The organism is Alcaligenes sp. YSL9 (assembly GCF_030515105.1).
In the GTDB taxonomy this organism is placed as follows: Bacteria; Pseudomonadota; Gammaproteobacteria; order Burkholderiales; family Burkholderiaceae_B; genus Alcaligenes; species Alcaligenes phenolicus.
In genome coordinates, this window is the sequence record NZ_JALXJU010000003.1 from 456,609 (window position 1) to 470,017 (window position 13,409).

The window sequence follows — 13,409 nt, forward strand, 5'->3', positions numbered from 1 at the left end:
AGAGCGGGACTGGGGTACTGCCAGCCCCGCGCTTGGTAGTATTGCTTAGAAACGGACCTTCATGAACAGGGAGCCAGCATGGTCCTGATTGCGGCCAAACTGACCCTGGTAGTTCAGACCAAAAGAAGTGCTCTTGCCTGCTTTGAGCTCTGCGCCCAGCTCGGCAACAGCGGCATTCTTGGCAATAGGAGCACCGCTGATACGGAAGTTGCTGCCGGGCAGGGCGGCAAAGGCCAGTTCACGTTCGGGTGTGGTGTCGCCCAGGGCATGACGCCAGCCTAAACCGGCGCTCAAGGACAGCGTGGTTTTGGACAAGTCCAGTTCCGTGGTGCCGCGTAGACCCAGCGTGACAGTGCTCAGGTTCTGGCGCTGCGAGTCGCCACGCAAGGCGGCTTGACCGCCCGATTCACTAAAGGAGCCGTGACGCAGTTGATGCCAGTTCACGCTGGCATAGGGTTCCACGCTGGAGCGTGGGCTGACCGGCATGCGGTAGCCCAGTTGGGCAAAGGCCTGGATGCTGTGCGCTTTGTAATCAGCCTTCAGTGTTTCGCTTTGATGAATCGAAATCGAGCGTTCGCTGTCCAGGCTGTGGCGGGTGTAAGCACCACCTGCCAGCAGGTTCAGACTACCCGAACCCATTTCCCAAGCTTGTGTTCCATACAGGGCCGCGCTGTAGCTGTTGCTGCGTGAGGTCTGGCGACGATCATCCAGCTTGATACGGTTTTCCAGATAGCCCAAGGAGGCACCCATGCGCCAGCCTTGTTCGCCGATGGCTGTATCGCCACCCAGGAACAGACCACCGACTTTATGGCGTACATCCTGGCTGTTGTCGTCGCCGTCCAGATCACGTTGTTGATGGATGACCTCAGCCCAGAGCACTGCCTCTTTGCCTACGGTATTACGCGCGCTTGAAGCCTGTTTGCCCAAAGTACGGGGCAACAGATCTCCGTTGCTTAGCAGGGCGGAAGTCGTACCTGCATGGATCTGGCCTTGTAGCTGTTCCATATAGCCTGCCACGCTACCGGATTGGGCATTGAGTACCGTGTCATACAGCTCAGCCATAGCCGCAGGGGGCTGCGTTGAGCCAGCATCCAAGGCCTGTGCGACAGATTTCTGATTGCCTGTATGAGCAAAAGCGGCAAAGGGGATGTCATTGCGTTCGACCATCACGGACAGACTGGAGCCGTAAAGCAGTGTGGGTGACAAGAAGGCCATGTCATAAGCGATGCTGCTGTATTGCCCGGTCACGCCATTGGCCGCATCCAGGAAGGAATAAGCGATGTTCTGGCGAAAAGGGCCACCGGCCAGTTTCAGTGTGCCGTCGATATGGGCGGCACCACCTACTACTAAACGATCGGTGGCACCTGCAGGGCCAACTTCCAGCTCATGCACCGAACCGGCATGGGCAGTGTAGTCTCCGCTGACGGTCAGAGTGCCAACAGAATTACCTGGAGCCAGGGTGCCGTAGTTATCGACTTGAGCGACTGTACCGGCCCCCCCCAAGGTGCCTTCGCGTTCCACTGTGACCGCAGAAGCCAGCGTGCCATTGACGGCCAGACGGCCCCCGCTGACGGTGGTGTCACCGGTATAGCTGTTATTGCCCGTCAGCTCCAGGGAGCCGGAACCGCGCTTGTGCAGCCCACCCGTGCCACTGATGTCATTGGCGAAGGTGGAGTGGTAGCCCAGCGTATCGACGTCGAACAGACGAGTAAATTGTGCTGGCCCTTGCACGGCCTTGCCCACATTCATCAGACCCCAGCCGTAAATGCTGGGGTCTCCCAGAGGGGTGGCGGTGGTCAGCAGGGTTTGTTGCAGATGATAGGCGGTGAAGTAGGGGAACGCTTCCTTCACCAGCGCCGCACCGCCCGCGACGTGCGGGGAGGCCATGGAGGTGCCACTTTTATAAATATAGCCTCCATCCGAGTTGACGGAGTTAATGCCAGGGGCCCACTGCCCCCCTGGCGCGGTCAAACACCACTCGGCGGCAACACCACATTTATTGGCGTAGACGGCCAAGGAACCATCTTCCCCGACTGCCGTCACGGCCAGCCAGTTGTCTTTCAGTTCGGGAAACCAGTAGGGAGAGCCGGCCAGAAAATCAGGGTGGTCTTGAGACTCATTGCCGGTAGCAAATACCATCAGGGAGCCAGCCTGCGCACTGTTCTTGAAGGACTCAATGATCAGAGGTTGAGCCTCTAGGGCGCTTTGAGCTGAGCCATAGTCCACAATATGGCAGGGTGGGTTATAGGACCTTGAGCAGTCATTGAGCCCCAGACTGCTATTGATAATGGGCAGCTTGAACTGGGCGAGATAGTTCCAGCCATTAGAAAGCATTCGATCTTGAAAGGCCCTTATATCGTCTGGAGTCGGGGTAGTGTCGTCACCACCATCATCATCGTCGTCATCGTCATCAGTATTGATGCCGTAGGCAACCGCAAAAAGCTGGCTATTGAAGGCGACGCCGTGCATGCCTGCTTCGTCGCGTCTCGCACCAATGATTCCGGCAACATGGCTCCCGTGTCCGGCAGGGGGCTGAGTATCGACTCCTTGGCCATTGGCGTAGGGGGTATTGTTGGCAAAGTCAAAGCCCCCAGCAATGGCGCCGGCAAACTCAGGGTGATTTGCCTGAATGCCCGAGTCCAGATAACCGACCGTGACGCCTTTGCCGGTAAAGCCCAGCGAATAGGCTTTGGCTGCATTGATCATGTCCAGGCCGGGTTGACGCTTATATTCTTTGGTGCGCCATTGCTCCAGTGAGCTCTCGGAATCGGCATGGACGATGCCAGGTAAAGTCAGGCTTAACAAAGCCATCTGCACCAGCATAGAGGTGTTGCGTTTCTTGTTCGACATGTCTTATCTACTTGGATCTTCTAAGGAGGGTGGCCACTCGTTGTGAAAACCTGCCTTGGAGGTCCTCAAGGCATCTTTAATTTAACGACATAGCCGTTTAATCCGGCAGTTATGGGCTGCTGTATTGTTGAGGTCGTGTTCTTGTGGGCCCCTGCCATGCACGCGCATCGCAGGGATTTTTGATGGCCGTCTGTTATGCCTGCCGCGGGCTTGGCGGAACGCCAAGCCCGCCTCGGGGCCTTAAATCAGAAACGTACCTTCATGAATAGCGAGCCAGCATGGTCCTGATTGCGGCCAAACTGACCCTGGTAGTTCAGACCGAAGGATGTGCTCTTGCCGGCTTTCAGCTCTGCGCCCAATTCGGCCACAGCGGCGTTCTTGGCAATCGGCGCGCCGCTGATGCGGAAGTTGCTACCGGGCAAGGCGGCAAAGGCCAGTTCACGCTCGGGTGTGGTGTCACCCAGGGCATGACGCCAGCCTAAACCGGCACTCAAGGACAGCGTGGTTTTGGACAGATCCAGTTCCGTGGTGCCACGCAGACCCAGCGTCACGGTGCTCAGGTTCTGGCGTTGCGAGTCTCCGCGCAAGGCTGCCTGACCACCCGATTCGCTAAAGGAGCCGTGACGCAACTGGTGCCAGTTCACGCTGGCATAGGGCTCGACGCTGGAGCGAGGGCTGACGGGCATGCGGTAACCCAGTTGGGCAAAGGCCTGGATGCTGTGCGCTTTGTAATCAGCCTTCAGTGTTTCGTATTGGTGAACGGAGAGAGAACGCTCGCTGTCCAGGCTATGGCGGGTGTAAGCACCACCAGCCAGTAGATTCAGACTACCCGAACCCATTTCCCAAGCTTGCGTTCCGTACAGGGCGGCGCTGTAGCTGTTGCTGCGTGAGGTTTGACGGCGGTCATCCAGCTTGATGCGGTTTTCCAGGTAGCCCAGAGAGGCACCCATGCGCCAGCCTTGTTCGCCGATGGCGGTATCGCCACCCAGGAACAGGCCGCCCACCTTATGGCGTACATCCTGGCTGTTATCGTCACCGTCCAGATCACGTTGTTGGTGAATCACTTCGGCCCACAATACAGTGTCTTTACCCGTTGCATTGCGAGCGCTTGAGGCTTGTTTGCCTAAAGTGCGGGGCAAAAGATCCCCGTTGCTTAGCAGGGCGGAGGTCGTACCCGCATGGATTTGGCCTTGCAATTGCTCCATGTAGCCTGCGACCTGTCCGGACTGGGCATTGAGCATCGTGTCATATAGTTCAGCCATCGCGGCTGGTGGCTGGTCCGAGCCGGTATCCAGCGCGTTGGCCACGGCTTTCTGGTTCCCCGTATTGGCAAAGGTGGCAAACGGCGTGTCATTGCGCTTGATCATCAAGGACAGGCTGGGGCCATAAAGCAGTGTGGGCGACAGGAAAGCCATGTCATAAGTGATGTGACTGTATTGACCAGTCACACCATTAGCCGCATCCAGAAAGGAATAAGCCACATTCTGGCGGTAGGGGCCACCGGCCAGTTTCAGCGTGCCGTCGATATGGGCTGCACCGCCAACCACCAGACGATCTGTTGCGCCTGCGGGGCCCACTTCCAGTTCATGCACCGAACCGGCATGAGCGGTGTAGTCGCCGCTGACGGTCAAGGTGCCAACCGAATTACCTGGAGCCAGGGTGCCGTAGTTATCGACTTGAGCGACTGTACCGGCCCCCCCCAAGGTGCCTTCGCGTTCCACTGTGACCGCAGAAGCCAGCGTGCCATTAACGGCCAGGCGACCGCCGCTGATGGTGGTGCCACCGGTATAGCTGTTATTGCCCGTCAGCTCCAGGGAGCCGGAACCGCGCTTATGCAGGCCGCCGGTGCCACTGATGTCATTGGCGAAGGTGGAGTTGTAGCCTAGCGTGTCTACATCGAACAGGCGGGTGAATTGCCCGGGTCCTTGTACGGCCTTGCCTACATTCATAAGGCCCCAGCCAAAAACGCTGGGGTCGCCCAGGTCAGTGGCGGTGGTCAGCAAGGTCTGCTGCAGGTGATATGCCGTGAAGTAGGGGAAGGCTTCCTTCACTAGCGCCGCACCGCCCGCGACGTGGGGGGAGGCCATGGAGGTGCCGCTAAAGGCGACGTAGCCGCCAGAGGATTGGACCGAATTAATCCCTGGATTGTCGTCACCACCGGGGGCGGCCAGACACCACTCGGCTGCTACGCCGCACTTGTTCGCATAGGAGGCTAAAGATCCATCCTCGCCCAGGGCTGTCACGGCCAGCCAGTTATCTTTCAGTTCAGGAAACCAGTAGGGGGAGCCTGCCAGCAGGTCAGGGTGGTCCTGCGATTCATTGCCGGTGGCAAAGACCATCAGGGAGCCTGCGTCTACGCTGTTGTGGAAAGCCTCGATCGCCAGTGGCTGCCAATCCAGTACGCCTTCGGGCGAGCCATAGTCCAGGACATTGCAAGGTGGTGGGGAGCTGGCATCGTTGCAACCATTGACGCCCAGGCTGCTGTTGATGATGGGCAGTTTGAACTGTGCCAGATAGTTCCAGCCTCGGGAGGCAACGCGGTCGAATGCGGCGGCTTGGTCGCGTGGGTCCGGTTCATAAGGATCGTTGCCAAGCATGTCATCATCATCGTCTTCTCTCGCATCGTAGGCGACCGCAAAGAGCTGACTGTTGAAGGCGACACCGTGCATGCCTTTGCCGTCGCGACGTGCGCCAATAATGCCCGCAACGTGGCTGCCATGACCTGCTGGAGGATCGGCATCTATGCCTTGGCCGTTGGCATAGGGGGTATCCGTGTTGAAGTCAAAGCCACCCGCAATGGCACCCGCAAACTCCGGGTGTTTGGCTTCAATTCCAGAGTCCAGATAGCCGACCGTCACGCCCTTGCCCGTAAAGCCCAGCGCATACGCTTGGGCGGCGTTGATCATGTCCAGGCCAGGCTGGCGTTTGTATTCTTTAGTACGCCATTGCTCCAATGAGCTGTCTGCTTGCGCATGGGCAAGGCCAGGTAAAGTCAGGCTCAGCAAGGCCATCTGCACCAGCACATAGGTGTTGCGTTTCTTGTTCGACATTTCTTCCTCTCCTGGGTGTTTTTCTCTGTGTGGCGGCAATGTGTTGCGAGGTCGTGTTGTCGAGTCCTTGCGTGCCATTTAACGTCGTAGCTGTTGAATCTTATAGCGGCCAAATTTACGTTTTGTCATGCTTGGCGTTTGAAACACACGAAAACGGACGACTGCACCGGAAGGGCAAGGAGAAGGAGTGGCGATTTCTCTGGTGAGAAAGGCGTTTAATCAGTGATCTGTTTTCTTTGTCAGGAAATCAGTTAGTGACGAATTTGTTGCAGAGTCTGCAACATTTTGGGTGCAGGTCGAGGCTTGTAAGGGGCGAAGGCTTACCTGTTTGTCGTTGTATTAAGGTGCTTTGACGTGGTGAACGCTGGAGCACAGTTCCCGCGCTTCCAAGGCTTGCTGCGATTGCGAACTCGGGGACTTCAATTGGCCACAGGCTCTGCCAGCAAGGCACGCACTAGCTCAGGTTTCAAGGTTCGTGCCGCCGCAAACCCGGCAATATGGCGCACCCTGACCAGATCCAGAGCGAAGAAATGAAAGTCCGTAAAGCTGCTTAGAAACTCCATATCGGGAAAACGGGCGGTATAGGCTCGTTTGGCCTGTTCCCAGTCGGGCTGCTCGCGCTCCAGTTTGCGGGCCTGCATTTGGAAGGTGACGCGGGGTAGGTCATGGACAGCATCCTGGCCATGCTCGCTTTGGCTGACCATCAGGCTGGCATCGGGACGTTGCAGCAAATAACGGGTGTGAGCCGCCATTTCGCTGATGTGGATAATGATGCTGGCTTGTTCGGGGCAGATCGCAAAAGGGACGCGAGAGACGACCGGCAAGCCCTGATTGCTGAGTGTGCCCAAAGACGCAGTGCGTTCGCTGCGGAGCAGGGCCTGCAGGCTGTTTAGCAATGGATCATCAACAGACATAAAGACACCTATTCTGAAAAAGCTTCCATACTGCGGTTGGGACTTCATTCGTCCCCAAGGGAATTTCCTTGGGCTGCTCCGCAGAAAAATCTCCGCGCAGCCGCTTTGCTTTATTGCTATCCGGGCGGCGCTTCTGGGGGAGGGCCTGGCGATGAATAGCGATCACGCTGCGCTTTCTCCCCACCCAGGGGCATTTTTATCCTGGAGCAGTCCAGCGGTAAAAGACACCTGCTCACCCCTTACAAAACAGGCCGACATAAAGCCGGCCTGTTCAGGGGGAGTGATGCGTTTGGTTTACACCAGAACGCGCTCAATACCACCGTCGTTGGCACGGCGTACGTAGTCCGCCATCCAGTTCTCGCCCAGCATGTGCTTGGCCATTTCCACCACGATGTAATCCGCATCCATCTTGGTTTCGTCCTCGTAGCGGGACAAACCTTGCAGGCAGGACGGACAGGAGGTCAGCACTTTGACTTCGCCCTGGAAACCATCGGCACGGACGGTGTCCTGGTTCTTTTGCAGTTCTTCGTGCTTGCGGAAACGGATTTGCGTGGAAATATCCGGGCGCGACACCGCCAGCGTGCCCGACTCGCCACAGCAGCGGTCTGCCTTGATGGTGCTGTCGCCCACCAGGGATTTGACCGTTTTCATGGGGTCTTGCAGCTTCATGGGGCTGTGGCAAGGGTCGTGGTACATGTAGCGCACGCCTTGCACGTCTTCCAGCTTCAAGCCTTTTTCCAGCAGGTACTCGTGGATGTCGATCAGGCGGCAGCCAGGGAAGATCTTGTCGAATTCATAGCCTGCCAGCTGGTCGTAACAGGTACCACAGCTGACCACCACGGTTTTGATATCCAGGTAGTTCAAGGTGGTGGCCATGCGGTGGAAAAGCACGCGGTTGTCGGTGATGATCTTCTCGGCCTTGTCGCTTTGACCGCTGCCGCGCTGCGGGTAGCCACAGCACAGGTAGCCAGGAGGCAGAACCGTCTGCACGCCGACATGCCAGAGCATGGCTTGAGTAGCCAGACCCACTTGCGAGAACAGACGCTCCGAACCACAGCCGGGGAAGTAGAACACGGCTTCCGAATCCACGGAGGTGGCTTCAGGGTTACGGATGATAGGTACGTAATCCGAGTTCTCGATATCTAGCAATTTACGGGCAGTCTGCTTGGGCAGGCCGCCGGGCATCTTGCGGTTGATGAAGTGGATGACCTGTTCGCGGATTGGTGCCTTGCCGATGGTGGCAGGGGGAGCGCTGACCTGTTTGCGAGCAGGGGCAGCCAGCAGATTGTGCACCGCACGCTGGGCCTTGTAGCCCACTTCAATCATGGCGGTACGAGTGGCCTTGATGACGCGCGGGTCCTTGGCGTTCAGGAAGAACATGGCCGCAGCCGAGCCCGGATTGAAGGACTTCTTGCCCATGCGGTTCAGCAAGGAACGCATTTCCATGGACACATCGCCAAAGTCGATGTCCACCGGACAGGGGTTGTAGCACTTGTGGCACAGGGTGCAGTGGTCGCCTACGTCTTCAAACTCTTCCCAATGCTTCAGGCTGATCCCGCGACGTGTTTGCTCTTCGTACAGGAAGGCTTCGATCAGCAGGGAGGTGGCCAGGATCTTGTTGCGGGGCGAGTACAGCAGGTTGGCGCGTGGCACGTGGGTGGCACAGACCGGTTTGCACTTGCCGCAACGCAAGCAATCCTTGATGGCATGGGAGATGGAGCCGATTTCGCTGCGTTGCATGATCAGCGATTCGTGGCCCAGCAGGTTGAAGCTGGGGGTCCAGGCGCGGCTCAAGTCCGCACCGGGCATCAGCTTGCCAGCGTTGAAGTGGTTGTTCGGGTCCACTTCGCGCTTGTAGTTCTGGAAGGGATCCAGCTCTTCCTGCGTCAGGAACTCGTACTTGGTCAGGCCAATACCGTGCTCACCGGAAATCACGCCGTCCAGACCACGCGCGATTTGCATGATGCGGGCTACGGTGACATTGGCTTGTTGCAGCATGCCGTAGTCATCCGAGTTCACGGGGATGTTGGTGTGTACGTTACCGTCACCGGCGTGCATGTGCAGCGCCACAAACACACGGCTTTTCAGCACACGATCGTGAATGGCTTGCAGTTCGGTCAGCACGGCTGCGCAGTCGGCACCCGGGAAAATATGTTCCAGGTTTTCGCGGATCTCGCTCTTCCAGGAGGTGCGGATCGTGTGATCTTGCAGCAGCTGGAAAATCGAGGTGTTCGGGTCTTCTTGCAGACGGGCCTCGATCGCGGCGCTATCCAGCGGCACACCAATCTCGGCTAGCTCAGCTTGCGAGTCTTTCAGCGGCTTGTCCAGATTGTCCTGCAGCCACTGCCAGCGCTGGCGCACATCGCGCACGATCTGCAGGGCGTCGTGACGGCGCTCGTCCAGAATCTCTTCGCGAGTGTGCTCGGCGTCGTTGTGATCTTCGATCTTGCCCACGGGCAGATCGCCTTGCAGGAAGTCTTCCAGTTCACGGGTCAAGCGCAGCTTGTTGTCCGTGGACAGCTCAATATTGATGCGTTCGATTTCTTCGGTGTACTCACCCATGCGGCGCAGGGGGATCACCACGTCTTCGTTGATCTTGAAGGCGTTGGTATGGCGGGCAATGGCAGCGGTGCGGGAGCGGTCGGCCCAGAACTTCTTGCGGGCTTCAGCGCTGACGGCTACAAAACCTTCACCGGAGCGGCCATTGGCCAGACGCACCACTTCAGAGGCAGCTGTGGCCACGGCATCGGGATCGTCGCCCACGATGTCGCCAATCAGGACCATCTTGGGCAGGCCGTCGCGCTTGCTCTTGGTGGCATAGCCCACCGCACGCAGATAGCGTTCGTCCAGGTGTTCCAGACCGGCCAGAATGGCGCCGATGCGTTTGCCTTCGCCGTTCAGGTAGTCAATGACTTCCACAATGGAGGGCACGGCCTGCTTGGCCTGGCCGAAAAACTCCATACAGACGGTGCGTGTATGCGCCGGCATGCGGTGCAGCACCCAGCGGGCCTGCGTGATCAGGCCATCACAGCCTTCTTTCTGAATACCGGGCAAACCTGCCAGGAATTTGTCGGTAACGTCTTTACCCAGGCCTTCCTTGCGAAAGCGCCGACCCTCAATGTGCAGGGTTTCGCTGCGCAGCAACTGGGCACCAGGGGCGTAACGGCCATCAAACCATTTGACTTCAAAATGAGCCATTTCCACGTCGTGGATCTTGCCCATATTGTGTTCAAGGCGGGTGACTTCCAACCAGTTGCCTTGGGCATCGACCATGCGCCACCAGGCGAGGTTATCCAGTGCAGTACCCCACAGCACGGCTTTCTTGCCGCCTGCGTTCATGGCGATATTGCCGCCCACACAGGAGGCATCGGCCGAGGTCGGGTCTACCGCAAACACGGCACCGGCGGCTTCGGCGGCGTCAGCCACACGACGAGTTACCACGCCAGCACCCGTCAGAATGGTGGTGACGGGCTCGGACATGCCGGGCAACGTGGTTTGTTCAGGCTTGCCAATGGCATCCAGCTTTTCGGTGTTGATGACAACCGAGCGCCAGCTAAGTGGAATGGCACCGCCGGTGTAACCGGTACCACCCCCACGCGGGATGATGGTCAGCTTCAGTTCGATGCAGGCGCGCACCAGTGCGGCCATCTCGTTTTCGTGATCGGGGGTGAGCACGACAAAGGGATATTCCACACGCCAGTCGGTGGCGTCAGTGACGTGCGAGACGCGCGACAGGCCATCAAACTTGATGTTGTCCTTGGCGGTCAGGCGCGACAGGGAGCGCACAATTTTCTGACGCAACTCGCGGGTATCGGTAAATTCTTGTTCAAACGCGGCTACTGCACCCCGAGCAGCGTGCAACAGGCGCAGAACCTTGGCATCGCGATCGGGCACGGCGCTGTCGCGGCGCTGGTCAATCTCGTTCAAGCGATGGTTCAGGGCTTCGATCAGTTGATGCTGGCGCTTGGGATTGTCCAGCAGATCGTCCTGCAGATAGGGGTTGCGCTTGACGACCCAGATATCACCCAGCACTTCAAACAACATGCGTGCGGAGCGGCCGGTGCGGCGTTCGGAGCGTAGCTCGGACAGCTTTTCCCAGGCCTCTTCACCCAGCAGTCGCAGGATAATTTCCCGGTCTGAGTACGAAGTGTAGTTGTAGGGGATTTCACGCAGGCGCGGCGTGTCGTTGTTGCGTGCCTGGGCAGCCAGGTGCTTGCTTGCAATGGGGGCGTTCATGGCGATAGTTGGCAAGGCCCGTCAAGGGCGGCTCAGCGAGGAGCAGATAGGCAAAAGACAAGTGTATACGAATCGTAGCCGGGCTGCCCCCTTACTACAGGGCCAAGTCAGGGTTAAGGGGGCGTTTGCGGCCAGTTTGCTGCAAATTACCAACCCAATTTGGGGAAAATCCACAGCAGACCAGCGGTCATGGTGATATAGCGCGCCAGTTTTCCCACCGCCATGTAAAACACGCTGGGCCAAAATGGCAGGCGTAGCCAACCGGCTACGGCACACAGGGGGTCGCCTACCACGGGTAGCCAGGACAAGAGCAGGGCGGGCGGTCCCATGCGGGTCAGCCAGCGCTGCCCCAGCTCGTGCCAGCGGCCTGCTGCCTTGTTCTTGGGAGTTGCGCCGTCTTCTGTGTGTTGCGGGTGCTTTTCGCGCCAGGCTTCGTAGGCTTTCTCGGCGCCCAGACCCATGGCATAGCTGATGGCCCCACCTGCCGTATTACCCACAGTGGCAACCAGCACGGCGGGCCAGAACATATGTGGAGCCAGATTGATATAGGCGAATACGGCGGGTTCCGAACCCAGGGGGAGCAGGGTAGCCGAGACCAGGCTGATGATGAAAATGGCGCTCAAGCCCACTTCGGGCAGAGATAGGGCGGCCAAGAGCCACGAAATAAGATCAGAGATCCAGGCTTGCATAAGTAAAGTGGACGGGTTTTGTAGGGAATAATGGACGCCAGTTAGGGCATCCGCCTATGGTATTCTGTTTTTCTTTTCCGGTGAGCGGTCTCAGGCAGGGGCCTGCGGCTGGCCTTGGTGGCAAAACCGGTTGTTATTAAAAGCTGAGTCATGTCGAACGATTACCTAAAGCGCATTCTGACCTCGAAAGTGTACGATGTTGCCATCGAAACACCACTTGAACCCGCTCCCCAGGTATCGGCACGAATTAGTAACACGGTCCTGCTCAAGCGCGAAGACTATCAACCTGTTTTTAGCTTCAAGCTGCGCGGTGCCTATAACAAGATGGCCAATCTGTCGGCCGCGGAATTAAAACGGGGTGTATTGGCCGCTTCGGCGGGTAACCACGCGCAAGGCGTGGCCATGGCAGCGCGCAAGCTGGGTTGCCGTGCCGTTATCGTCATGCCAACCACCACCCCGCAAGTGAAAATTGATGGTGTGCGTAATCTGGGCGGCGAAGTGGTCCTGGTGGGCGAGAGCTATTCGGATTCCTACCAGCACGCTCTGGAACTGCAAAAGAACGAAGGCCTGACCTTTGTGCACCCTTTTGACGATCCTGATGTGATCGCCGGGCAGGGTACGGTGGCCATGGAAATTTTGCAGCAGCACCCCGGCCCAATTGAAGCGGTCTTTGTCGCTATTGGCGGTGGTGGTCTGGCAGCGGGCGTAGCCACATACATCAAGTCCTTGCGTCCTGAAATCAAAGTGATCGGCGTACAGACCGAAGATTCCTGTGCCATGGTGCGCAGTATCAAGGCCGGGCGTCGTGTGAATTTGTCGGACGTGGGCCTGTTCTCTGACGGTACTGCCGTCAAGCAGGTGGGCTCCGAAACTTTCCGTCTGGTGCGTCAGTATGTGGATGATTTTGTCATCGTGGATACGGACGCGATTTGTGCGGCTATCAAAGATGTGTTCCAGGATTCGCGTAGCGTGCTGGAACCGGCGGGTGCCCTGGCTTTGGCCGGTGCCAAGCGCTACGCCGCTCAAAACAAGCTCAAGAACAAGACCCTGATTGCGGTCACGTCCGGCGCGAACATGAATTTTGACCGTATGCGCATGGTGGCGGACCGTGCGGATGTGGGGCAGGCTCGTGAAGCTTTGTTCGCCCTGACGATCCCCGAGGCAAAAGGCAGCTTCCGCCGCCTGTGCGATGCCCTGGGCACTCGCTCGGTGACGGAGTTCAACTACCGCATGTCCAATCCTGAAAAGGCGCATGTCTTTGTGGGTATGTCGATTTCCTCGGAAGCGGAGATCGAAAAGCTGGAAGAGCGTTTCGTCAAGAAAGGCTTTGGTACCTTGAACCTGACGGGCAACGAACTGGCCAAGACCCATGTGCGTCATATGGTGGGTGGAGTGTCCAGCCAGGCTACGGACGAAGTCCTGCTGCGGTTCGAGTTTCCAGAGCGTCCTGGTGCCTTGCGTAAATTCTTGTCCAGCATGAATCAGGATTGGAATATCAGCTTGTTTCATTACCGTAATCAGGGCGATGACTACGGTCGTATTCTGATCGGAATCCAGGTGCCGCCTTCCGATAAAAAGGAATTCAAGGCTTTCCTGGGCAATCTGGGCTACCCGTACTGGGACGAAACGGATAACCCGGCTTACAAGCTGTTTTTGTAAGTCTATGGAGG

Annotated in this window: 6 protein-coding genes; 1 reads left to right on the top strand and 5 read right to left on the bottom strand. The window is 57.9% G+C overall.

Annotated elements, in window-relative coordinates:
* Window positions 1–45: 45 nt before the first annotated feature.
* The 5 genes from M2Q46_RS14740 to M2Q46_RS14760 all read right to left on the bottom strand — a co-directional run bounded on the left by M2Q46_RS14740 (window position 46) and on the right by M2Q46_RS14760 (window position 11,739).
* A complete protein-coding gene (locus M2Q46_RS14740; protein WP_302357558.1) occupies window positions 46–2,850 on the bottom strand; it encodes an autotransporter domain-containing protein in 2,805 nt (934 codons plus the stop codon).
* A 245-nt stretch (window positions 2,851–3,095) separates the two neighbouring features.
* Window positions 3,096–5,900 carry an autotransporter domain-containing protein gene (locus M2Q46_RS14745; protein ID WP_302357559.1) on the bottom strand — a complete coding sequence of 935 codons (2,805 nt, stop codon included), beginning with the start codon at window positions 5,898–5,900 and terminating at the stop codon, window positions 3,096–3,098.
* Window positions 5,901–6,319: 419 nt separating this feature from the next.
* The gene (locus M2Q46_RS14750) at window positions 6,320–6,814 is read right to left on the bottom strand and encodes a HugZ family protein (RefSeq protein ID WP_252605557.1); all 495 of its coding nucleotides are present in this window, start codon (window positions 6,812–6,814) and stop codon (window positions 6,320–6,322) included.
* 294 nt (window positions 6,815–7,108) lie between these two features.
* Window positions 7,109–11,050: a DUF3683 domain-containing protein gene (locus tag M2Q46_RS14755; protein WP_203145422.1), complete on the bottom strand. Its 3,942-nt coding sequence runs from the start codon at window positions 11,048–11,050 to the stop codon at window positions 7,109–7,111.
* Window positions 11,051–11,196: 146 nt separating this feature from the next.
* Window positions 11,197–11,739, bottom strand: a complete 543-nt coding sequence (locus M2Q46_RS14760) for a YqaA family protein (protein ID WP_035270318.1) — start codon at window positions 11,737–11,739, stop codon at window positions 11,197–11,199.
* A 150-nt stretch (window positions 11,740–11,889) separates the two neighbouring features.
* On the opposite strand from M2Q46_RS14760, the gene ilvA reads away from it, so the two are divergent.
* Entirely contained in the window at window positions 11,890–13,398 is a 1,509-nt protein-coding gene (gene ilvA / locus M2Q46_RS14765) for a threonine ammonia-lyase, biosynthetic (protein WP_268378806.1), read from the top strand.
* Window positions 13,399–13,409: the final 11 nt, after the last annotated feature.

Bases quoted from the DNA above. Each gene is read 5' to 3' on its own strand.
- M2Q46_RS14740 (WP_302357558.1), bottom strand. From the start codon at position 2,850: ATGTCGAACAAGAAACGCAACACCTCTATGCTGGTGCAGATGGCTTTG.
- M2Q46_RS14745 (WP_302357559.1), bottom strand. From the start codon at position 5,900: ATGTCGAACAAGAAACGCAACACCTATGTGCTGGTGCAGATGGCCTTG.
- M2Q46_RS14750 (WP_252605557.1), bottom strand. From the start codon at position 6,814: ATGTCTGTTGATGATCCATTGCTAAACAGCCTGCAGGCCCTGCTCCGC.
- M2Q46_RS14755 (WP_203145422.1), bottom strand. From the start codon at position 11,050: ATGAACGCCCCCATTGCAAGCAAGCACCTGGCTGCCCAGGCACGCAAC.
- M2Q46_RS14760 (WP_035270318.1), bottom strand. From the start codon at position 11,739: ATGCAAGCCTGGATCTCTGATCTTATTTCGTGGCTCTTGGCCGCCCTA.
- ilvA (WP_268378806.1), top strand. From the start codon at position 11,890: ATGTCGAACGATTACCTAAAGCGCATTCTGACCTCGAAAGTGTACGAT.